The 21,736-nt window shown below is 64.5% G+C and carries 23 protein-coding genes; 10 read left to right on the top strand and 13 right to left on the bottom strand.

What is annotated here, in order from left to right; all coding sequences use genetic code 11:
* Positions 1–214: 214 nt before the first annotated feature.
* Both NKJ23_RS23920 and NKJ23_RS23915 read right to left on the bottom strand, forming a co-directional pair.
* Positions 215–1,990: a tetratricopeptide repeat protein gene (locus NKJ23_RS23920; RefSeq protein ID WP_352682818.1), complete on the bottom strand. Its 1,776-nt coding sequence runs from the start codon at positions 1,988–1,990 to the stop codon at positions 215–217.
* Between the two features lie 213 nt (positions 1,991–2,203).
* The gene (locus NKJ23_RS23915; RefSeq protein ID WP_352682810.1) at positions 2,204–2,809 is read right to left on the bottom strand and encodes a TetR/AcrR family transcriptional regulator; all 606 of its coding nucleotides are present in this window, start codon (positions 2,807–2,809) and stop codon (positions 2,204–2,206) included.
* A gap of 104 nt (positions 2,810–2,913) precedes the next feature.
* Between NKJ23_RS23915 and NKJ23_RS23910 the strand changes: the two genes are divergently transcribed.
* A complete protein-coding gene (locus tag NKJ23_RS23910; protein ID WP_352682808.1) occupies positions 2,914–4,347 on the top strand; it encodes an MFS transporter in 1,434 nt (477 codons plus the stop codon).
* A gap of 37 nt (positions 4,348–4,384) precedes the next feature.
* Here NKJ23_RS23910 and NKJ23_RS23905 read toward each other — a convergent pair whose 3' ends face one another.
* On the bottom strand, positions 4,385–5,401 hold the full coding sequence (locus NKJ23_RS23905) for a polyprenyl synthetase family protein (RefSeq protein WP_292663011.1): 1,017 nt from the start codon (positions 5,399–5,401) through the stop codon (positions 4,385–4,387).
* 160 nt (positions 5,402–5,561) lie between these two features.
* Between NKJ23_RS23905 and NKJ23_RS23900 the strand changes: the two genes are divergently transcribed.
* From NKJ23_RS23900 to moaB, 6 genes are all read left to right on the top strand, one after another.
* A complete protein-coding gene (locus tag NKJ23_RS23900) occupies positions 5,562–5,786 on the top strand; it encodes a putative signal transducing protein (RefSeq protein ID WP_023674082.1) in 225 nt (74 codons plus the stop codon).
* The gene (locus NKJ23_RS23895; RefSeq protein WP_352682806.1) at positions 5,786–6,586 is read left to right on the top strand and encodes a tRNA1(Val) (adenine(37)-N6)-methyltransferase; all 801 of its coding nucleotides are present in this window, start codon (positions 5,786–5,788) and stop codon (positions 6,584–6,586) included. Before NKJ23_RS23900 ends, NKJ23_RS23895 begins: the two co-directional genes overlap by 1 nt.
* Before the next feature lie 87 nt (positions 6,587–6,673).
* Positions 6,674–7,531 carry a S49 family peptidase gene (locus NKJ23_RS23890; protein ID WP_352682805.1) on the top strand — a complete coding sequence of 286 codons (858 nt, stop codon included), beginning with the start codon at positions 6,674–6,676 and terminating at the stop codon, positions 7,529–7,531.
* Between the two features lie 81 nt (positions 7,532–7,612).
* Entirely contained in the window at positions 7,613–7,798 is a 186-nt protein-coding gene (locus NKJ23_RS23885) for a membrane protein (protein ID WP_023674078.1), read from the top strand.
* Between the two features lie 26 nt (positions 7,799–7,824).
* Positions 7,825–8,727, top strand: a complete 903-nt coding sequence (locus NKJ23_RS23880; RefSeq protein WP_352682815.1) for a 4-(cytidine 5'-diphospho)-2-C-methyl-D-erythritol kinase — start codon at positions 7,825–7,827, stop codon at positions 8,725–8,727.
* A complete protein-coding gene (gene moaB, locus NKJ23_RS23875) occupies positions 8,714–9,256 on the top strand; it encodes a molybdenum cofactor biosynthesis protein B (RefSeq protein WP_352682803.1) in 543 nt (180 codons plus the stop codon). The genes NKJ23_RS23880 and moaB overlap by 14 nt, the downstream gene beginning before the upstream one ends.
* A gap of 33 nt (positions 9,257–9,289) precedes the next feature.
* Here moaB and NKJ23_RS23870 read toward each other — a convergent pair whose 3' ends face one another.
* Both NKJ23_RS23870 and NKJ23_RS23865 read right to left on the bottom strand, forming a co-directional pair.
* Positions 9,290–10,264 carry a phytanoyl-CoA dioxygenase family protein gene (locus NKJ23_RS23870; RefSeq protein ID WP_352682801.1) on the bottom strand — a complete coding sequence of 325 codons (975 nt, stop codon included), beginning with the start codon at positions 10,262–10,264 and terminating at the stop codon, positions 9,290–9,292.
* Between the two features lie 188 nt (positions 10,265–10,452).
* Complete coding sequence (locus NKJ23_RS23865; protein ID WP_292664385.1) at positions 10,453–10,956, bottom strand: glycosyltransferase; 504 nt, start codon at positions 10,954–10,956, stop codon at positions 10,453–10,455.
* A 151-nt stretch (positions 10,957–11,107) separates the two neighbouring features.
* Here NKJ23_RS23865 and NKJ23_RS23860 point away from each other — a divergent pair, with 151 nt between their 5' ends.
* Together NKJ23_RS23860 and rnhB are read left to right on the top strand one after the other, a co-directional pair.
* Complete coding sequence (locus NKJ23_RS23860; RefSeq protein ID WP_254818651.1) at positions 11,108–12,262, top strand: PA0069 family radical SAM protein; 1,155 nt, start codon at positions 11,108–11,110, stop codon at positions 12,260–12,262.
* A gap of 167 nt (positions 12,263–12,429) precedes the next feature.
* Positions 12,430–13,125, top strand: a complete 696-nt coding sequence (gene rnhB / locus NKJ23_RS23855) for a ribonuclease HII (protein WP_352682799.1) — start codon at positions 12,430–12,432, stop codon at positions 13,123–13,125.
* A gap of 251 nt (positions 13,126–13,376) precedes the next feature.
* On the opposite strand, the gene NKJ23_RS23850 is transcribed toward rnhB, so the two are convergent.
* The 7 genes from NKJ23_RS23850 to NKJ23_RS23820 form a co-directional block, all read right to left on the bottom strand.
* The gene (locus tag NKJ23_RS23850) at positions 13,377–13,868 is read right to left on the bottom strand and encodes a F0F1 ATP synthase subunit B (RefSeq protein WP_023674071.1); all 492 of its coding nucleotides are present in this window, start codon (positions 13,866–13,868) and stop codon (positions 13,377–13,379) included.
* A gap of 10 nt (positions 13,869–13,878) precedes the next feature.
* The gene (locus tag NKJ23_RS23845) at positions 13,879–14,454 is read right to left on the bottom strand and encodes a F0F1 ATP synthase subunit B (RefSeq protein ID WP_352579869.1); all 576 of its coding nucleotides are present in this window, start codon (positions 14,452–14,454) and stop codon (positions 13,879–13,881) included.
* Positions 14,455–14,535: 81 nt separating this feature from the next.
* Positions 14,536–14,760: a F0F1 ATP synthase subunit C gene (locus tag NKJ23_RS23840; RefSeq protein ID WP_006206606.1), complete on the bottom strand. Its 225-nt coding sequence runs from the start codon at positions 14,758–14,760 to the stop codon at positions 14,536–14,538.
* A 68-nt stretch (positions 14,761–14,828) separates the two neighbouring features.
* The gene (locus tag NKJ23_RS23835; RefSeq protein ID WP_352449933.1) at positions 14,829–15,587 is read right to left on the bottom strand and encodes a F0F1 ATP synthase subunit A; all 759 of its coding nucleotides are present in this window, start codon (positions 15,585–15,587) and stop codon (positions 14,829–14,831) included.
* 70 nt (positions 15,588–15,657) lie between these two features.
* A complete protein-coding gene (locus NKJ23_RS23830; protein WP_352682796.1) occupies positions 15,658–16,056 on the bottom strand; it encodes an AtpZ/AtpI family protein in 399 nt (132 codons plus the stop codon).
* Between the two features lie 255 nt (positions 16,057–16,311).
* Positions 16,312–17,496, bottom strand: coding sequence for a cell wall hydrolase (locus NKJ23_RS23825; protein ID WP_352682794.1), 1,185 nt, complete (start codon positions 17,494–17,496; stop codon positions 16,312–16,314).
* 107 nt (positions 17,497–17,603) lie between these two features.
* Positions 17,604–18,923, bottom strand: a complete 1,320-nt coding sequence (locus tag NKJ23_RS23820; RefSeq protein WP_352682792.1) for an MFS transporter — start codon at positions 18,921–18,923, stop codon at positions 17,604–17,606.
* A 122-nt stretch (positions 18,924–19,045) separates the two neighbouring features.
* Here NKJ23_RS23820 and NKJ23_RS23815 point away from each other — a divergent pair, with 122 nt between their 5' ends.
* Positions 19,046–19,966 (top strand): LysR substrate-binding domain-containing protein, encoded by a 921-nt coding sequence (locus NKJ23_RS23815; RefSeq protein WP_352682790.1) that lies wholly within the window; start codon positions 19,046–19,048, stop codon positions 19,964–19,966.
* 336 nt (positions 19,967–20,302) lie between these two features.
* On the opposite strand, the gene der is transcribed toward NKJ23_RS23815, so the two are convergent.
* Complete coding sequence (der, locus tag NKJ23_RS23810) at positions 20,303–21,736, bottom strand: ribosome biogenesis GTPase Der (RefSeq protein ID WP_352682787.1); 1,434 nt, start codon at positions 21,734–21,736, stop codon at positions 20,303–20,305.

The raw sequence follows: 21,736 nt of genomic DNA, 5'->3' as shown, positions 1-21,736 counted from the left end.
TTTCCCGGCCATCAAAAAAGCCCCATTAACTCACCAACCAGGATTTCGCTTCCCCGTGCAAAGCCCTCCTTGTGGGAGAAGGTGGCCGAGCGAAGCTCGGTCGGATGAGGGGTGTTCCAGCTTGGCACCGACGGCAATCCGTCCGACACCCCTCAACCGTCTCGGCGCTGCGCGCCGATCCACCTTCTCCCACAAGGGGAGAAGGAAAGAAGGGTCACCCCTTGGGCGCGGGCGCCGGCACGGGCTTTACGTTCGGGGTTTCCTGCGCCGTGTTGGATTCGATCGGCGGCAGGCCCTTCATCAGCTTTTGCTGCAAGGCGGCAAGCACGTCCGGGTCCGGCTTCAGGTCGCGGGCCTGGTTCCACTGGAAGGTGGCTTCCAGCTTGCGGCCGACGCGCCAGTAGACGTCGCCGAGGTGATCGTTGAGCACCGGATCCTCGGGCTTCAACGAAACGGCGCGTTCCATTTCGCGCACCGCATCGTCGAACTGGCCAAGGCGGTAATAGGCCCAGCCCAGCGAATCGACGATGTAGCCGTCGCTCGGCCTCAGGTCGACGGCCTTCTGGATCATCGCGAGGCCTTCCTTGAGGTTCATGTTCTTGTCGACCCAGGAATAGCCGAGATAGTTCAGAACCTGCGGCTGGTCGGGGTAGAGCTCCAGCGCCTTGCGGAAATTCGGCTCGGCCTTCGGCCATTCCTTCAGTCGCTCATAGGCGATGCCGCGCTGGTAGAAAATGTTCCAGTTGGCGGCGGTCGGCGTCTTCAGCACCTCGACTGCCTTGTCGTAGAGATTGGCGGCGGAGCGGAAATCCTCCTTCGAGGAATAGACGCCGCCGAGCGCCAGATAGGCGCGCATGTCGTCTGGATGCGCATCGACGATGGCCTTGAGGTGAGCGATCGCCTCGTCGTTGCGGTCGAGATCGGCAAGGTTGAGGCCAAGCTGCAGGTCCGAAAGCTCCTTCAGCGGCGAGCCAGCGGGAATGCGGCGATAGAGCGCGATGGCGCCCTCGCCATCTTTCAACTGCTCGGCAACGGCGGCAAGCTGAACGAGCGCCGCGTCGTTGTCGGGCCGCAACGCCAGGGCATATTGCAGATAAAGCCGCACGAACGGCTCGCCGCCGCCGCGGTTGAGCGCGGTGGCGAGATCGAGCAGGATTTCCGAGGCGCCGTCCGACGGACCGGCAACGAAGGGCTCGATCTTTTCGCCCTTGTTGATCTTGTCGCGAAGGGCCGCAATCTCGACCTTGCCGGGGGCGAACGCCTCGGCCTTGTCGAGCACCGACAGCGCCTTGGCCTTGTCGCCTTTGCGGGCGAGGAAAGAGGCGTAGGCCTGCGCGTTGCGCATCCATGTTTCGGGGGCCGCACCGCCTGCCGCCGTGTCCTGCACGGTGGCGGTGTAGAGCGCATCCGCCCTGTCGGGCAGGCCGGAGGCGTCGGCAATCAAGGCACGGTGGAAGGACTTGAACAGGCTGAACCAGTCGGGGCCCTGCAGCTTGTCGATGGAAGCCATGGCCTCGCCGGCGTCACCCGCACCCTGCTTGGCCCAGCCGGTTATGACGCCGGAGATCAGGCGGTCGAGATCGGATTCGAGCGACAGCTTGAGCCAGTATTCGGCCTTGGGGAAATCTTTCTTGTGGAAGGAATCGATGGCCAGCGCCAGGCGCGAGAAGCGCTCGACATCGGGAACCGCCTTGAGCTTGTCGGCATAGACCAGGGATTCATCGAAGCGCCCCTGCGCGATCAGCGACAGCATCAGGCTCTGCTGCAGTCCCGTATCGTTCGGATCGAACGCAAGCGCCTGCTTGTAATAGGAAATGGCGCTGTCGAGGTCGTTGTCGCCGTCGGCAATCCTGGCGGCGAGATAGGCCCCCGAGAAGGATGTGATCCTGACCGGCTCGGCGGTCTGTTTGGCATGCGCCGGCAAAGCCGAGATCGCCATGCCCGTCGCGATTGCCAGCCCCGTCAGCCAGCGCGCATATCCTTGCCGCATCATATCCCTTTCAGCCAAACGCCATCTCCGCGTCAGCGGGATCGCCGTAGACTCGATCTTTACAGGTAAAGCATGGCCTTTTTGGGGTCGTGCTTCAACCCGGCCCGAATTCACAATCGGGTCAAGCAATTAATAAACCATGCCGAAAGAGGTCGCACGACCGCATTGCGGCAATCCGGCAATGGGAAACCGGCGTCACGGCCCTGAAGAAACTCAGGACGCTTGCGAAAGGCTTGCGTCCAGCGCCTGCATGGCGACGGTGACAAGATCGTGCAGCCGCTTTTTCGGCACGCCGTCGCGTGCCTGCACCGAAAGGCCGTGCATCAGCGTGGCGTAATAGTCACCCAGCGTCTCGGCATCGGTATCCGGCTTCAATTCGCCATCGCGCACGGCCTTTTTCAATCGCTCGACGATCGACGCGGTACGCGCCAGCCGATGCTCCGCCAGCCATTGCAGCACGGCGTCATTTTCGACGGCGCAATTGGTCGCAGCCGTCACCACCATGCAGCCCTGCGGCCGCCCCCGCCTCGTATAAATTTCTACGGCGTCGCGAAGCATGCGCTCGATGACGCGCCGGACATTTGGTTCTTGCTCTAGCGCGCGCGTGGCAAAGCCGCCCTCATTGGCCTCGTAAAGCGCCACCGCTTCGCGAAACAGATCCTCCTTCGAGCCGAAGGCGGCATAGATGCGCGCCGATGCGAGGCCAAGCGCCGATACGAGATCGGCCATCGAGGTGCCCTCGTAGCCGCGCCTCCAGAAAGCGTCGCGGGCTTTCTCCAGCGCCTGGTCGCGGTCGAATTCCCTTGGCCTGCCTGCCATGGCGGTCTCCAATTTTTGTCGATCAACAAATAATCCGCTTGACTTCGGATTGCAAATCTCAATTCTTTGTCGATCATTAAATAATTGTCGACACGGAGTCCGGCATGAGTTCACTGGGTCAAGGCGCGCCGCTCGGGGCGATAACGCAGGGAGCAAGCAGGGCGAAACATGGCGCAACGCTGGCGCTGCTCGCCTTCGCGCAGCTCATCATCTCGCTCGACCTCAACATCGTCTTCGTGGCGTTGCCGAAGATCGGCGCCGGCCTCGGATTTTCAGGCCAGACACTGCAGTGGGTGGTCAGCGCCTACGCCGTGTTCACCGGCGGCTTCCTGCTGTTCGGCGGCCGGGCCGCCGACCTGATCGGCCAGCGCCGCGTCTTCATCTTCGCGCTCTGGCTCTACGCGCTCTCATCTCTGGTCGGCGGCCTCGCCTGGTCGCCGGAAATCATCATCGCGGCCCGCGCCGTACAAGGCATCGGCGCCGCGTTCCTGTTTCCTGCAACGCTGTCGCTGATCAACCGCCTGTTCGCCGAGGGACCGGAACGCAACCGGGCGCTCGCCGTCTGGGGCGGCGCGGGCGCCAGCGGCCTGACGCTCGGTTCGCTTGCCGGCGGGTTTCTGACCAGCGCCTTCGGCTGGCCGTCGGTCTTCTACGTCAACGTGCTGTTGGCCGGGATCGCCATCATCTCGGCTTTCGCCATCATTCCACGTGACAGCACGCGGCACGAGCAGCGCAGCTTCGATCTGCCTGGCGCGCTGACCGTCACCGCCGGCGCGACGCTGCTTGTCTTCACCCTGGTTCAGGGGTCTGAATATGGCTGGGGCTCTGGCGCAATCATCGCCAGCGCGCTGCTGGCGGCATTGTTTCTGATTGCCTTCACCGTGATCGAGGCCAACAGCGCCGACCCGCTGATGCCGCTGCGCCTGTTCCACAACCGCAGCCTTGTCGCCGGCATGACGATAACCTTTCTCTACATGGCCACTTTCGGCGCGCTGCCTTACTTCCTCACCGTGCTGCTGCAGAACGTGCACGGCTTCACTGCCTTGCAGACGGGCCTCGCCTTTCTCGTGCCGTCGGTCGCCATCGCCACCGGTACGCAACTCGGCGAGCGTCTGGCAACGCGCTTTTCGACGCGCAGCACCCTGGTCGGCGGCATGATCGTCGGCGGGGTCGGCACAGCATTGATGGTATCAGGCGCGACTGCCGACAGCAGCTATCTGTCCCTCGTACCCGGCCTGATCGTCTCCGGCGTCGGACACGGCATCGTCTGGACCGCAATGTGGATTGCCGCCGCTTCCGGCGTTGCCCATGACCAGCAAGGCGTCGCCTCGGGGATGGCTTCGACGACGCTCAATGTCGGCAACGCCATCGGCATGGCCGTGCTGATTGCGATTGCGAACAGCCAAATCGGCGAATTGTCCGGCAATGCGTTGAAAATTGCCGTCGCCGACGGCATCCAGGTCGCCTTCCGGCTCGCGGCGGCGGGCATCGTCGCTAGCCTGCTGGCAGCAATGGTTCTTCCGGCAAAGGCTCGATGAGAACAAGCGGCGTCCCGGCCTCGCGCCGCGACGCCTGTCAATTCACCCGGCTGATGCAGAAATCGATGACGTCGATCAGCGCCGATTTCTGCGGCGTCGCCTCGAGCGGCGCCAGCGCGTCGCGGGCGATTTCGCCGAAATGGCGGGCGCGCCCGATGGTGTCGGCAATTGCGCCGTGGCGGAGCATCAGGCCGATTGCCTTTTCCAGCCCGGCATCGTCGGCGGCATTGTCCTCGATGGCGCGTTTCCAGAAGCTGCGCTCGGCCTTGGTGCCGCGCCGATAGGCGAGGATCACCGGCAGCGTGACCTTGCCCTCGCGGAAATCGTCGCCGACATTCTTGCCGAGGTCCTTGCTGGTGCCGCCGTAATCCAGCGCGTCATCGATCAGCTGGAAGGCAAGGCCGAGATTCATGCCGTAGGAGCGGAGTGCTGCGCGATCATTGCGCGTCGCCTGAGCGATGACCGGGCCGACCTCGGCGGCAGCGGAGAACAGCGCCGCGGTCTTGGCCTTGATCACCGCGAAATGCTCATCCTCGGTGGTCTCGAGGTTCTTGGCGGCGGCAAGCTGCATCACCTCGCCTTCGGCGATGACCGAAGCGGCGCTCGACAGGATATCGAGCGCTTCAAGCGAGCCGACATCGACCATCATGCGGAAGGCTTGGCCGAGCAGGAAATCACCGACCAGAACACTGGCCTGGTTGCCCCAGATCATACGCGCCGTCTTCTTGCCGCGCCGCATGCCGCTTTCGTCGACGACGTCGTCGTGGAGAAGTGTCGCGGTATGCATGAATTCGACCGATGTGGCGAGCTTGACATGGCCGTCGCCGGAATAGCCGAACATCTGGGCGGCGGCGAGCGTCAGCATCGGCCGCAGCCGTTTGCCGCCCGACGAGATCAGATGGTTGGCTATCTCCGGAATCATCTCGACATCGGAGCCGGCCTTCGACAGGATCAATTTGTTGACGCGCCCCATGTCGGCCGCGGTCAGGTCGATGAGGTCCTTTATCGAGGCGGCTTCGCGCTTCCCGTTTTCAATGTTGAGAACGACACCCACGGCAAAACTCCCAACCTCGATATGCACGACGGCAACATGGTCCCTGGACAGACTCTAGGGTGTCACCCACCGGCGCGGCAAGAGGCGAATTGGCGCGCCGGCTCTGGTACATGATCACGCCTACGTTTACATCAACGCCGCAAACTGCGAGTTTCACCCGATGATAGAGCTCATCCGCACCAACGACGCCGTCATCATTTCGTTTGTCGAATCGCTGATGCGCGATGCCGGCATCGGCTGTTTCGTCGCCGACCAGAATATGAGCGTCCTCGACGGCTCGATCGGCATCCTGCCCCGCCGTGTCATGGTGGACGCCGACAAGGCCGATGCGGCGCGGCGCATCCTGACGGATGCCGGCATCGCCAACGAGATCCGCCAAAAATAATGTCCGCGTCGCCCGCTGCCCTTGTCCCGGACATGCCGGCTCATACGGTCGATGCCTTTCATCGCGGTCGCTTCTGGCTGGTGCAGCCGAGAAAGGCAGGCCACCGCGCCGGCATGGATGCGATGATGCTGGCGGCTGCCGTGCCGTCCTCGTTCGCCGGGCGGCTTGCCGACTTTGGCGCGGGTGCCGGTGCCGCCGGCCTGGCGGTCCTGTCGCGCTGCCCCGGTGCCGCGGCCGTGCTTGTCGAGCGTTCCCCGGAAATGGCGGCCTTCGCCACCACCACGCTTGCCCATCCCGGCAATGCGCATCTCAGCAACCGCGCTTCGGTGCTCGTCGCCGATGTCGCGCTGTCGGGCCGGGCGCGAACGGCCGCCGGCCTCGAGGACAACAGCTTCGATTTCGTCATCATGAACCCGCCGTTCAATGCCGCCGAGGATCGCGCGACGCCCGATCCGCTGAGAAAGGCCGCGCATGTCTCGGAGGATGGGCTGTTCGACAGCTGGATCCGCAGCGCGGCCGCGGTGGTCAGACCGGGCGGCGGGCTGGCCGTCATCGCCCGGCCGGAACAGCTCGGCGCCATCCTCGATGCCATCGCCGGCCGCTTCGGCGATGCCGAGATGCTGGCCGTCCACCCTCGCCCCGAAGCGGCGGCGATCCGCATCGTTGTCCGGGCAGCACTCGGCGCACGCGGCAAACTGTCGATCCAGCCACCGCTGATGCTGCATGCCTATTCAGGCAATGGCCCTTCGGAGCGGGCGGAGCTGATCAATAACGGGCTGGCGTCGCTGTTCGGAGACTGATCCATTCTGATTGCCGGGGTGACGGCATTGCCGTTGGCCGGCGAATTCCTACATGCCTCAAGCAAATCGACCGGAGACCGCCCCCTCGTGAAACGCCTTTTCAACCGCCTGCTGCCGAAATCCTGGCGCTCCACCGTCGTCACCATTCCGGTCATCCGGCTGCACGGCACGATCATGCCCGGCGGCGGCCAGTTCCGGCCGAGCCTGTCGCTCGCTTCCACCGCCGGCCTTCTCGAAAAGCTGTTTTCCTTCGACGCGCCGGCGGTCGCCATCTCGATCAATTCGCCAGGCGGTTCGCCGGTGCAGTCGCGGCTGATCTTCAGGCGCATCCGCGACCTGGCGAGCGAGAAGAACAAGAAAGTCCTGGTTTTCGTCGAGGACGTGGCGGCATCGGGCGGCTACATGATCGCGGTCGCCGGCGACGAGATCTTTGCCGACCCGTCCTCCATCGTCGGCTCGATCGGCGTGGTCTCGGCCTCGTTCGGCTTTCCGGAGCTGTTGAAGAAGATCGGCGTCGAGCGCCGCGTCCACACCGCCGGCCAGAACAAGGCGGTGCTCGACCCGTTCAAGCCGGAAAAGAAGGAAGACGTCGAGCGCCTGAAGGCGCTGCAGCTCGAGGTCCACGAGACCTTCATCGACCTCGTCAAGGACAGGCGCGGCAACAAGCTCAAGGACGATCCCGACCTGTTCACTGGCCTGTTCTGGACGGCCAAAAAGGGGCTGGAGCTCGGGCTGGTCGATGCGCTCGGCGACATGCGCAGCGTGCTGAAGAGCCGATTCGGGCCGAAGACCCAGCTCAAGCTGATCACCGCGCCGCGCGGCCTGTTCGGCCGCTTCGGCCTGTTCGGCTCGAGCTTTTCGGCGCCCGATATCGCCGCCGCCGCGGCAAGCGGCGTCATCGATGCGGCGGAAGAGCGCGCGCTGTGGGCGCGCTTCGGGCTTTGAAAAGCTGGTGAAAGCGTCTAGCATAAATCATCAACCGACCCGACCGGCCGCCTTGCCGGCCTTGCGAGGGAGGAGTTTGACATGCCGCAGATCATTTTCTTCGCCGTCGTCGGCATTGCCGCCTATTTCGGCTACCGCTCCTTCGTCAGGGAAGCCGAGCGTGTGACCGCCAAGGTGCGGCGTACCGAAAAGCAGGCCGCCAACGGTACGATGGGAACGCTGGTCAAGGATCCCAAGACCGGCGAATACCGTCTGGCCAAGGATTGACCGTCGTCCCCCTCGCGGCCGAGCCAGTGAACGCCGAGGCCAGCATCCGGGCATCGCATGCGCACGCCAAGATAAATCTCGCGCTGCACGTCACCGGCCAGCGCGCCGACGGTTATCACACGATCGAAAGCCTGGCTGTGTTCACGCGCTTCGGCGACCGCATCGAGACGGAACTTGCCGACAGCGATGGGTTTTCCGTGTCTGGCAAATACGCCTCCGCGGTGCCGGTCGACGACAATAATCTGGTGGTGAGAGCGCGCGATGCACTGCGGCGCGAGGCCGGTCTCCAGCACGCACCGGCTGTCGCGATCAGGCTCGAAAAGAACCTGCCGGTCGCGTCCGGTGTCGGCGGCGGGTCGAGCGATGCGGCGGCTGTGCTGCGCGCCCTGGTCCAGACCTGGGGACTTGATGTCGGCGATGCCGAACTGGCGCGGATCGGCCTGTCACTCGGCGCCGACGTGCCGATGTGCCTCGCAGCCAAGCCGCTGATAGCCCGCGGCATCGGCGACGAGCTGACGCTCGTGCCGGGTTTCCCGGCGCTGGGTCTGGTGCTCGTCAATCCCGGCACTGCCGTCTCGACGGCCGACGTGTTCGAGGCGCTTGGCCGCCGCGACAATGCGGGACTGCCGCCGCTGCCGCGCAGCCTCGACTTCCACAGCATCCGCAACTGGCTGGAGATCACCCGCAACGATCTCGAGCCTGCGGCGCGCGCAATCCAGCCCGCCATCGGCAAGGCGCTTTCCGTGCTCAACAAGGCCGGAGCCGGTTTTGCCAGGATGTCCGGTTCCGGCGCCACCTGCTTCGGGCTGTTCGAGACCGGCAATGTGGCCAAGCGCGCGGCCGTCGATATCCGCGGCCGCCATCCCGACTGGTTTGTCGCCGCGACGCGAAGCGTGACATCGGAGGTTGATGCCCATGGCCAGGATTGACGAGAGCCGCCCCTTCGTTCCCGTGCGCATCGCGGTACTGACCGTTTCCGATACGCGCAGCCTCGCCGACGACAAATCCGGGCAGACGCTGGCCGACCGCATTGCCGAGGCCGGCCATGTCCTGGCCGCCCGCGACATCGTCACCGACGACCGCGATAAGATTCGCGACAAGGTCCTGGGCTGGTCGAAGGACGAAGCGATTGATGTCGTCATCACCACCGGCGGCACCGGCTTCACCGGCCGCGATGTGACGCCGGAAGCGCTGGAGCCGATCTTCGAAAAGCGCATGGACGGCTTTTCCGAAGTGTTCCACCGCATCTCCTACGACAAGATCGGCACTTCGACGATCCAGAGCCGGGCAACCGGCGGCGTCGTCAACGCCACCTTCGTTTTCGTGCTGCCGGGCTCGCCCGGCGCCTGCAAGGACGCCTGGGACGGCATCTTGAAGCCGCAGCTCGACTATCGGCACATGCCCTGCAACTTCGTCGAGATCATGCCGCGGCTGGACGAGCATTTGCGGCGCGGCTGAGACGAACCGAGGTATCAGCCAAGCGACCTCGGTTTAGCGAATGACCGGCTCGCCGTGAAAACGCCGGCGCGACGGCGGCGACACGCCGAAGCCGACTTCCATCATCAGCCGCGGTGTGCGCGTCGGCACGGTCCCCATATGGAAGCCGAACGGATCCTCGACAAAGCCGAGGCCGGCCTGCCCGGTCAGCGTGACCGGGCTCTGCTCGCCGTAGACGCCCAGCACCTCTTCCGCCGAATGGCCGACCAGCAGCGTCAGCTGGTGCTTCAGGATGCGGCGGTTGTGGGAGCCGCGGACATAGACATGCGGCCCGGTGTCGTTGTCGACCGGCACCAGGTAGAAGAAAAACTTCAGCATGCGCCAGTCGTCGAGGTCGAAATGGTATTTGCCGAGCGAGGCCATGTTCTTGTCGGCGTCCGAGACGCCACCGGTCGGAAAGCTCCACCAGACGCGGGTGGTGATCAGCTTGGCCTGACTGCCGAGATAGTGCGCTGCGATATCGAGAAGCAGCGGATCGCGCTGCACGGCGACCGCAGCGCTGCAGTCGAGGACCCGCTCGAAATAATGGCCGCTGAGCAGCGGACGGCCGAAATGCTTTTCGGCATCGGCGTGTTTTTCGGGCAGGAATTCCAGCCGGCGGTCGAAATTGCCGAAGCATGGCGTGCGCTCGGCGAAGCGGGCGATCTCCTCATGGATGGCGGCCGGCAGCATCAGGCCCGAATAGAGCCCCTCGGTGCGCAGCGCGCCGACGACGGCATCGCGATCGACGCCGGCGAACATCGTTTCACCGACGTTGCGCGCCGGCCGAACGGGCTTTGCACCGCGCCAGTGCAGCCGCCGCGCCGGCATGGTGCGGGCCAGCATGAACATCGGCAGCCATGCCGGATTCTCGCGAAGGTCGGAAAGATAGGTCGGGATGCGGGCGGCGATGCGGCGCAGCGTGCCGCCGTTTCGTGCGATCGCCTCGAGGCTTGCAGCGCCGGACTTGTCAGGGCTTGAAAGGGTCATCGGGGTCCTCAAAATGTCGAGGGAACAGCATCGACGTTAGTCGTCGCCGCTCCGGCACACCCCAAACCCTATTCGCCCATATCGCTGGGAATGGTAACCCCCGGCCAGATTTTGTGCAATGCACAATAAACGACGACCCGCCAGAAAATTTGTTTGGGCGGGGTTCCCTGAACCGGCACGGTAAGCCGTCACTTCCGCGGCGCGACCCAGATCTCGGCGTGGAGCCTCCTGGTCGCCAGGCCGCGGGCGATCGCTTCGGCGCTGCGGGCATTCTTCGACAGCGCGGCGGCCTGACGCTTGCTGATCACCAAGCCTTCGGCGAGAGCGCGATTTCCGGCAAAGACGCGCGACAGGAACGGCGCGCGGCTGCCGCGTGCCCGCGAGAACCGCGCCGCCATGGTTTGCCTGGCGGTATGGGCGACGACCTCGTCGATCCAGCCCTCTCCCAGCCGCGCGCCCGGTTCCAGCAAAAGCAGCCAGTCGCCCTTGGCCTGCCTGATGCCGGCGGCGATGCCGCCGCTGACATAGTGGCACCCGGCATGTTCGGCGACGCGGTGCGTCTGATCGGTCGAGCCGGTGTCGCAGACGAGAACGTCGCGCACCACGCCTTCGACCGCGCCGCCGATCAGCGAGGCGAGCGTGCGGGCAAGGCCCTCCTCGTCATTCAGGGTTTCGATCAGGACGCTGAGCATGTTTAGCCGAATAGCGGAAAGCGGTGGGCAGCGCCAGTTTTTGCGGCGCGCCGCGAGAAAGTTCTTGCTTTGTTCTCATCAATGCGATAGGAATACATTCATGAGCAGAGCGATTCGACAGCGGGCGGACAGTCCCTGGGAAAGGGCCAAGATGGAACAGATCGTGCGTGCCGATATTGCAGCCTTCGGCGCTGGCAGGGCCGAGATGGCGAATGCGATGATCGAGCAGAGCGGCATGCGCGTCCGTCCCGACCGCAATCGCGGCAGGTCGGCGGGCATCAATCCGTCAGGCCGTTTCGAGCCGGTCAGCCGGCATGTGTTCGACGACGGCTGGAATTCGCTGGAGGAGCTGCCGCCGTTCAAGACCGAGGTACAGGTCGAGAAGCCGCGCACCATCATCACCCGCAACGAATCGCCCGACATCTCCTTCGACCGCTCGATCAACCCCTATCGTGGCTGCGAACATGGCTGCGTCTATTGTTTCGCGCGGCCGACGCACAGCTTCATGGGCCTGTCGCCGGGGCTGGATTTCGAATCAAAGCTGTTTGCCAAGCCGGATGCGGCCCGGCTGCTCGACAAGGAATTGTCCAGGGATAATTACCAGCCGCGCACCATCGCCATCGGCACCAACACCGATCCTTATCAGCCGATCGAGAAGCAATACCGGATCATGCGCGAGATCCTCGAAGTGCTGGAGGCGCGCGGCCATCCGGTCGGCATCGTCACCAAATCGGCGCTGGTGACACGCGATATCGACATTCTGTCACGCATGGCCGAACGCGGGCTGGCCAAGGTGGCATTGTCGGTGACGACGCTCGACCGCATGCTGGCGCGCACCATGGAGCCACGCGCGTCGACGCCGACCAAGCGGCTGGAGGCGATCAGGCAGCTTTCGGACGCCGGCATTCCGGCCTCGGTGATGGTCGCGCCGATCATCCCCGGACTGACCGACCCGGAAATGGAGCGCATCCTCGATTCGGCACAGGCAGCGGGCGCACGCGAGGCCGGCTATGTGCTGCTGCGCCTGCCGCTGGAGGTCGCGCCAATCTTCAAGGACTGGCTGCTGCGCCACTATCCCGACCGCTATCGCCACGTCATGTCGCTGATCCGGTCGATGCGCGACGGCAAGGACTACGATTCGGAATGGGGCAAGCGCATGAAAGGCTCCGGCCCGTATGCCTGGCAGATTGGCCGGCGCTTCGAGATCGCCGCCAAACGGCTCGGCCTCAATGCCGAGCGGCGCTCGCTGAGGACCGACCAGTTCGTCCCCGCTGCCAAGGCAACCGAGCAGCTGATGCTGCTGTGACAAAGCGTCTCGCGCCAGCCGCTTGAAGCGGCCGCAGCAGGCGAAAAATCCCGTCCGGCCTGTCCTGTCCCCGGGCTTGCAGACGGTAGCCCCCTCCTGGTCCGGTGCCCCGCCCGACCCGGAGGGGACTTGCGGAGAATCGGAGCCGATGCGAACCTCGCCGCACCATGGCTCGCCCGCGTTCCGATTCTCCGCTTCTCTTCGAAATCGTCGAGAAACCCGACTTCTCGTTCGAGACGAGGGCGATGGCCGAAGGCCTGTGGCCGGTGGCGGGGATGGACGAGGCCGGCCGCGGCCCGCTCGCCGGGCCGGTGGTGGCGGCAGCGGTGGTGCTCGATCCCGCCAACATCCCCGACGGCCTCGACGATTCCAAGCGGCTGACGCATTTGCAGCGTGAGGCGCTGTTCCTGAAAATCCTCGGCTCCGCACTCGCCGTATCGATGGCATCGGTCAGTGCCGAAGGCATCGATGCCTCCAACATCCTCAAGGCCAGCCTGGAGGCGATGCGCCGTGCCGTGGCCGGCCTGTCAATCCGGCCGAAGCTGGCGCTGGCCGACGGCCGCGACGTGCCGCCCGGCCTGCCCTGCGAGGGCAAAGCACTGATCAAGGGCGACCAGCGCTCGCAGTCGATCGCCGCAGCCTCGATCGTCGCCAAGGTGATCCGCGACCGCATGATGTGCGGCTGCGGCAGCCATCATGCGCGTTACGGCTTCGAACTGCATATGGGCTACGCCACTGTGCGCCATCGCACGGCGATCGATCTGCACGGGCCGGTGGCGCGGCTGCACCGCGCCTCCTTCGCGCCGTTCCGGTTCGGCGGCACCGAGGTGCTGGAGGAAGAGGGTTTCTCGGGTTTGGATTGAGCGATTCGGCTAGGTGTGATCTCCCCCCTCGAGGGGGAGATGTCGCCAAAGGCGACAGAGGGGGTCGGTACGTCCTGGCGCGACGCCATGCGGGACGAAAGAGAAGGCTGGCGCTTCACGCGCGGCGACCCCCTCTGGCCTGCCGGCCATCTCCCCCTCGAGGGGGGAGATTACGCGCTCAGCCGCTTTCGCCCACAGAAAAAGCCGCCAGGTTTCCCAGGCGGCTTTCGATGACTTGTCGATGTAGCCGTTCAGTTCAGCTTCGACTTCAAATCCTGCAGGGAGGCGTTGAACAGGTCGGCGCCGGCCTTGGCGTCGATCTTGCCGGCCAGCAGCGCGCGCGCGGCTTCCACCGCGATATCGACGGCGCTGGCGCGCACTTCGCCGATTGCTTCGCGCTCCGCCTGGCCGATCTTCTGCTCGGCCAAGGCGGTACGCCGGGCGACATAGTCCTCGGTCTTCTTGTGCGCCTCGGCGGCAAGCATGTCGGCTTCACGCTTGGCGGCGGCGACGATGGCCGCGGCCTCCTGCTCGGCTTCCTTGCGCTTGCGCTGGTATTGGCCAAGCAGCTGCTGGGCCTCCTCGCGCAACCGGCGCGCTTCCTCGAGCTCGCTGCTGATCTTGTCGGCACGCGCATCGAGCGCCTTGGCGATCATGCCCGGCACCTTGATGTAGATGGCGATGCCGAGGAAGATTACGAGGGCAACCGTTGCCCAAAGCGTCGCGAGAGATGTGGCGTCCATGATGCGCTCCTCACCCGGCCACGGATTTGACCGCGGCCGCGATTTCGGCCTTGCTGGCCTTGCCGCCGACAAGCGCCTCGACGATGGCCGAAGCGGTGTCCTCGGCGATCGTGCCGACTTCCTTCATGGCATTGGCCTTGATGGAAGATATGCGCGCCTCGGCCTCGCCAAGCTTCTGGTCAAGCGCTGCCTCGATCGTCTTGCGGGCAGCTTCGGCTTCCGCCTTGGCCGCATCGTTGGCCTGCTGGCCGATCGCATTGGCCTTGCCCTTGGCTTCCGCCAATTCCTGCTCATAAGCGGCAACGGCGGCATCGGCCTCGCCTTTCAGCCGGGCAGCATGATCGAGATCCTGCGTGATGCGGTCGTTGCGCACGTCGATGATGCCGCCAACGCGCGGCATCACCACCCGTTTCAAGAAGAGATAAAACAGCCCGAAGGTGATTGCCAGCCACAGTAGCTGTGACGGGTACGTCGCCGGATTGAATGGCGGAAACGTGCCGTGCGCCTCGGCGGGCACGCCGGTCCCAGCGCTGCCGCCTTCGACGGCGGGCGCGGACTCTTGCGCAAAGGCAGATGTCACGAACATGGGCTATCCCCGAAATTCAGGCCCGCCGCAGGATCGCGGCCGGCCTGTTCAATTCTTGCCAATGTTCAGCCGAACAAGCATTCAGCCGAACAGGGCGAGAAGCGCGATGAGAAGCGAGAAAATACCCAGCGCCTCGGTCACGGCGAAGCCGAAGATCAGGCGGCCGAACTGGCCGTCGGCGGCCGACGGGTTGCGCAGCGCGCCCGCCAGATAGCTGCCGAAGATGTTGCCGAGGCCAATGCCCGCGCCGCCCATGCCGAGGCATGCGATGCCGGCGCCGATGTACTTTGCTGCTTCTGCGTCCATTTATTCAACTCCTTTGGATCTAAAATTCCGTTGCGATTCCATCCGGCGGCAATGCCGGAAACTCTAAATCAGTGCGAAGGGTGCAGGGCGTCGTTAAGATACATGCAGGTCAGCACGGCGAAGACGTAGGCCTGCAAAAGCGCCACGAGCAACTCCAGAGCCGTCAAAGCCACGGCCATCGCCAGCGGCAGGACCGAACCCGCAATGCCAAGCGTGCCGAGAGCGCTGAGGCTGACGACGAATCCCGAAAACACCTTCAGCGTGATGTGGCCGGCCAACATATTGGCGAAGAGACGAACCGAGAGGCTGACCGGGCGCGAGACGAAGGAAATCACTTCGATCGGAACGACAAGCAACATCATCACAATGGGCACGCCTTTCGGCACGAACAGCTTCAGGAAGCCGAGACCGTGCTTCATGAAGCCGTAGACGATCACGGTTCCGATCACCAGCGCAGCGAGGCCGAAGGTGACGATGATGTGGCTGGTGACGGTGAAGAAATACGGGAACAGGCCAAGCAGGTTGGCGACAAGCACGAACATGAACAGCGAGAACACGAAGGGGAAGAACTTCATGCCTTGCGTGCCCGCGGCGTCCCTCAGCATATTGCCGACAAATTCATAGGCCATTTCCGAGACCGACTGAAGGCGGCCCGGGACGAGGCTGCGGCTCGACGTGCTGAGGTAGAGAAACGCCGATGCGACAGCAACCGTCGCAAGCATGAACAGAGCCGAATTGGTGAAAGACAAGTCGTAGCCGCCGATGTGAATCGGAATGATCGGATGGATCTGGAATTGGTGGATCGGATCGACCTTGTCAGCAGCCACTTTAAATCCCCATCAAAGCCGCAGACGGCTTCAGTATCCTGTTCAATGCGCCGGCATGCGGCGCCTCAATTCATTCTTTCGGATCGCGCGGCTTGTCGCCCGTTCCGAATTCCGACACAAGCCCGGCTGAACGCAGGACGTTGAGCACGCCGGCGCCAAAACCCAGCAGCAGCCCGACTATCAGACCCCATGGCGATGTCCCCGCCACGCGATCGATAAACCAGCCGAGAGCCGCACCGACCACTATCCCGGCGATGAACTCGCTGGACAGCTTGAGCGCCTGGCCGTACCCGGCCGCACTGCCCGCTTTCACGTCGTCTTTCCCCTCGAGCCGGTCCGGTCGTCTTGCCGCAAGCGATGCTTCAAGCTCGCGCCGGCGGCGCTCAAGATCCTCGTCGCGGATGTCGGCTTCATGCTGCTTGCCGCGGCCGGTTTTGCCGGTTCCGTCTGGCCCATTCTTGTCGGCCACGCAACCCCCCTGCCCGGTCAGACCGTCACCGTCCGTCCGCTTCTTAAAGTCGCCGGCAACATAGTTAGAGGGTCCGCGCCCGTCAAGCCACGGGCAGACGTTCAAGCTCAAGTATTTTTTTGTTATAAATCAGCTACTTGCCTGGGTGCGACATCGTGCCCGACGCGGTCGCTGGCGGGCTGCGCCCGAATCCCTACGGCGACGGGCCTTCGATCGGCCGCTCTCGCGCGAAAGATGCAAGGGCTGCCCGAGCACTTAGCTCCAGCCGCCACCATAGGTGCGGTAGAAGATGTGCAGGCCGATCCTGGTCATTTTCTGCATCGTCCGCGCCCAGCCCGGATGGACGTAGTTGGCATAATAATGGGTCGACGAGCCGACTTCCGGAATGAAGATCTTACCGGCTGTAACGGCCATGGCAACATCCTGTGCGGTCTGGTAGGCGGCGGCGTTGTCGATCCGCTTCTTCCGGCCGTCGCAGGCGAAGGAAAACTGGCAGCGGTTGAACCAGTTGTCGTTCTGGTAGACGACGCCGCAGATCGAGTTCGGATAGGCCGGGTTGCGGACGCGGTTGAGGATGACCTGGGCGACGGCGGCCTGGCCACGCACGGCTTCGCCGCGCGCCTCGAAATAGATGCCGTTGGCGAGACAGGCCTGCTCCGGTTTGGAAAAGACGCTCGCGGGCAGCGGCGTCTGCATCCAGGAATGATCGCCCTTGCTCAGCGGCGGAATGAAGCGGCCATCGTTCGGGTCCTCGTCCTGCAGCAAGGCCTCGAAAGGCGATGCCTGTGCATAATCGGGAGCGGACGAGGCGTAGGCGGTCGCCAGCACGTCGGGATGATCGTTGTTGACCAGCGCGGCAAGCATCGCCGGCACGCCGGGATCCGGCTTCTTGTCGACGCGCGTGTGGAAGGCGGCGGCGATCTGGATTTCCTTGCCTTTGATCTCGGGCTTGGCGAAGGCCATCCTCAGGCCGCTGTCCATGCTTGGGCGGAGCAGCGAGGAGGTGCGCTCGAAGATAGAGCCGGCGTTGAAGTTCTTCGGCGGCGAGACGGGCGAGACCTGGATGATGCGGCCCTTCTTTTCGGCACGCGTGATGCGGTTCTCGTCCGGCGTCGTGGCGGCGATGCCGCCCTTGCCGCGAAACGAGACGGCGCCGATGCCGGGCAACTGGACGCCGGAGCCGGAGAGCGAGCCGGTGCTGCTGGAATCGAGGAAGGGCATTTCGGCGGCGTGAACGGAGCCGGCGACGGATTTCTCGACATAGGCGTTCCAGCGGACGCTCGGCGCCTCCAGGCCGGAGACTAGGCTTGTCATGTCCTGATAGGCAGCGACCGTCGGAAAGCCGATCCAGATGCCAAGGCCAATAACGAGGGGAGAGAGGAAGGAACGCTTTTTCTCACCGGCGGCGGCGATAAGCCGCGTCAAAACACGTCGATGCACGGAACTCTCCAGAAACGCAACGGACCCCACTGGAGAGCTACAATGATGCATTAACCTTGATGGGGCGTTAACAGCTTAGAACGTTGTTTTCCCATCTCGTGTCGAAGTCAGGCGCTTTTGCGGCTATCCGTTGGCGGAAGAAAGATCGGCCAGGCGATCAGCGCGCAAATAGCCGCACCCAACCAGACGCCTGCCCACGAGCAGAGCACGAGAAGCCCGGGAATGGCGATCGGCACCAGGAAGAAGGCAATGAAGACCAGGCTGTTGGCGAGGCCGAGCGCCGTTCCGGCCTGGCTGGCGCCGGCCAGCATCGCAAGCTCGGTGTAGGCGACGCCATGCCAGGAGGAGACGCAGATACCGGCCACGACCAGCACCGCAACGATCGCCGGCGACAGCATCGGCGCTTGGCCTGACAAGAATTGGGCCGAAAACAAGACGAGCGCCGCAAGCACGGTGAAGGCGGCCACGCTCAGCATGCTGCACAGACGCAGGAACGACCGGCGGTTGCCGTGACGGTCGGTGTAGCGGCCGCTCCAGACGCGCATGACCATGGCGCCGACCTGCACGGCAGCCAGGCTGGCGCTGATCACGGCTGTTCCCATGCCGGCGAAATCATGCAGGAACACGGGAGCAAAGGTAAGCACCGCCACCTGCGGAAAGCAAAGCAGGCCGATGGCTGTTGCGATGCGCCAGACGGCCGGGTTGCGCAGCGGCGCCGGGCCGGCCGACAATGCCAAGCTGCCCGAATTGGCATCGTCATGCGCCGGCGGCTGATGCAGCCAGCGCCAGGCGAGCGAGGTCGAGACCGCGGATGCAGCCGCCAGAAGTCCGAAGACTGCCGTGAAGCCATGGGCTGAAGCGAGCGATGGCAGCACGAGCGCGCCAAGCCCGCCGCCAAGCGGCACCGCCGTCTGCCTGATGCTCATGGCAAAGCCGCGCTCGCCTTCGCCGAACCAGGCCATGATGGCGCGGCCGCTGGAGCCGTTGACGCTGCCGCCGAGCAATCCGGTGACCAGCAGGGCAGCGGCGAGAAGCGCGATGCCGGGAATATGGGCCGGTGACGGCACGACGAGCGCGGCCATGACAAGCAGCCAAACCGCGGTTGCGCCGAGCCCCGTCAGCAGCACGCGGCGGTCGCCCCAGCGATCGGTCAGCAGCCCCCACGGCAATTCGCTCAGCGCCACGCCCAGGCCGAGAAGGCCAAGCGCCAGGCCGAGTTCGCCATTGGAGAGATGGTAGCCCGAGCGCAGGAACACCGCCGTCGCCGGAATGCCGGAGAAGGTCGCGGAAAAGCAGGCATTGGCGGCGACGCCGATGCCCAGCACCTTCCAGCGATGATTGGGTCGAAGTGCCGCCGCTTCTGACGGGGCGGCAACGGCGGCCGGGCGAAGCGGTTTGCAATCTGCTCGTGTGGCGACAGCGGACATGGTTCAGCTCCTGCATGGGTCGGCTGCATTCGGTCTTGACGCGCTCTCTCTCTACCGCCATAGCTTCGTACTGAATATCAGGAAGTTTTTGACGTAATGTCCCGAATATCAGGATTATTGGCATGCGACGCGTGACATTCGATCTCGAAGTCCTGCGCAGCTTCGTCACCGGCATGGAGCTGGGCAGCTTCGCCAAGGCCGCCGACCGGCTCGGCCGCTCGACCTCGGCAATCAGTGCGCAATTGAAGAAGCTGGAGGACCAGGCGGCGACGCCGATCTTCCGCAAATCTGGGCGTAGCCTGGCGCTGACGGACGCGGGCGAGACCATGCTCGGCTACGCGCGGCGGCTGATCGAGCTCAATGACGAGGCCGCCTCCGCCATCCACGATGTCGAGCTGGAGGGTTGGGTGCGGCTTGGGCTACAGGAGGATTTCGGCGAGGCGGTGCTGCCGGAGGTGCTCGGGCGCTTCGCCCGCGCCCATCCCAAGGTCAAGATCGAGGCCAGGATCGCACGCAGCCATGAGCTTGCCGAACGGATCATTTCGGGCAGCCTCGATATCGCGCTTGCCTGGCACAATGGCGCGACGCTGCCCTACAGCCGGCATGTCGCCGACGTCCAGATGCGCTGGATCGGCCCGGCAAAACAGATCGAGACCAGCCTGCGCGATGGCGAGGCGTTGCCGCTGGTCGCGCTCGAAGCGCCGTGCCTGCTGCGCAGCGTGGCGACCGAAACGCTCGACCGCGCCGGCCTGGCATGGCGGATGGCCTTCTCCAGTCCGAGCCTTGGCGGCATCTGGGCAGCCGTCGCCGCCGGGCTCGGACTGACGATCCGCACCGATATCGGCCTGCCGGCCACCGTCAGGGCGATGACGCCGGAGATCGCGGGGCTGCCCGCCTTGCCCAAGATGGCGCTATTCCTGCATCGCAAGGAGGCCGAGCCCGACCCTGTGGCAGCGCGGCTTGGCGACATCCTGCTGCAGGCAGCGTTGGAGGCGTTGCCGAAAGATGCGCCAGCCTATGAAAAGCTAAGGAGCGTAGCTTAACGCCGACGAGCCGAAAGGGCCGCAGGGCGCTCCATCTTATTGTTTGCCAACAGGGTTCTCAGACCATCAACATTTGCGATTGGCTGTAGGCAACCATGACTTCGTCAGTTGAAGAATCCAGTAATGCTGGCGATCCTTCGCGCCCCCCTCTGTCCTGCCGGACATCTCCCCCACGAGGGGGAGATTGGCAGCTTCGCCGTCCCGCCCCTCTTTCAATGTTGGAGATTGGCGAAAGCGGAGAGGACGGCCAATCTCCCCCCAAGTGGGGGAGATGCCCGGCAGGGCAGAGGGGGGCGCTGTCCCGCCGACGTCTCGCAAGGTTCCGCCAATGATGATCTAGTGGCGCTTCTTTGCCTTGCCGGCGAAAGGATTGTCCGAGGTGCGCAAGGCGATGCGGATCGGCACGCCGGGCATGTCGAAAGCCTCGCGCAGGCTGTTCGAGAGATAGCGGACGTAGGATTGCGGCATCGCATCCGGCCGTGAGCAGGAGACGACGAAGCCCGGCGGCCGCGTCTTGGCCTGCGTGACATATTTGATCTTCAGCCGACGCCCGGCGACGGCGGGCGGCGGATGATGCGCCAGGATGCCTTCCAGCCAGCGGTTGAGCTTGCCGGTCGACACACGGCTGTTCCAAACTCGATGCGTCCGGATGACGGCATCCATCAGCTTGTCGAGGCCACGCCCGGTCTCGGCCGACACCGGCACCGCCTGCATGCCGCGCGCCTGCGGCAGCAGCCGCTCGGTTTTTTCGCGCAGCTCGGCCAGCAACTCCTGGGGATGATCGACAAGGTCCCATTTGTTGAAGGCGATCACCGGGGCACGGCCCTCGCGGATGATCAGGTCGGCGATCTGCAGATCCTGCTTCTCGAAGGGAATGGTGGCGTCGAGCACGATGATGACGATTTCGGCAAAGCGGATGGCGCGCAAGCCGTCCTGCACCGACATCACTTCGAGCTTTTCGTGGATCCTGGCCTTGCGGCGCATGCCGGCGGTGTCGAACAATTTTAAGCGGCGGCCATGCCAGTCCCAGTCGACCGAGATGGAATCGCGAGTGATGCCGGCCTCAGGGCCGGTCAACAGCCGCTCCTCGCCGATTAGTGCGTTGATCAGCGTCGACTTGCCGGCGTTGGGGCGGCCGACGACGGCGATGCGCATCGGCTTGGTGTCGTCATAGCTCGGCTCGGCGTCCGGGTCGGTGATGTCCTCGCCGATCAGCACCTCGCTGGCGGCGACCTCATCCTCGCCGGCCTCTTCGTCCTCGCCGAAGGCGCGCGCCTCGCCAAGTGCCGCGATCACCGCGTCGCGCAAATCGGGCAGCCCCTGGCCGTGTTCGGCCGAGACCGGGATCGGTTCGCCAAGGCCGAGCTCCCAGGCCTCCAGCATGCCGCCCTGGGCGCCGCGCGCCTCAGCCTTGTTGGCAACGACGACAACCGGCTTGCCGGACTTGCGCACGATCTCGGCGAACGTCTTGTCGTCGGGCATCAGCCCGGACTTGGCATCGATCGTAAAAAAGATCAGGTCGGCCTCGCGGATGGCGATCTCGGTCTGGGCGCGCATGCGGCCGGGCAGCGTCGAGGCAGCCGCATCCTCGAAGCCGGCGGTGTCGATGACGTCGAAATGCAGGTCGTAGAGCTTTGCGGCATGGACGCGGCGATCGCGAGTGACGCCGGGCGTGTCGTCGACAAGCGCCAGCTTCCTTCCCACCAGCCGATTGAAAAGGGTCGATTTGCCGACGTTAGGCCGGCCGATGATGGCGACTTTGAAGGTCAT

It is taken from the genome of Mesorhizobium sp. M0184 (assembly GCF_040322215.1).
In the GTDB taxonomy this organism is placed as follows: domain Bacteria; phylum Pseudomonadota; class Alphaproteobacteria; order Rhizobiales; family Rhizobiaceae; genus Mesorhizobium.
This window is presented reverse-complemented; position numbering and strand designations above follow the sequence as displayed.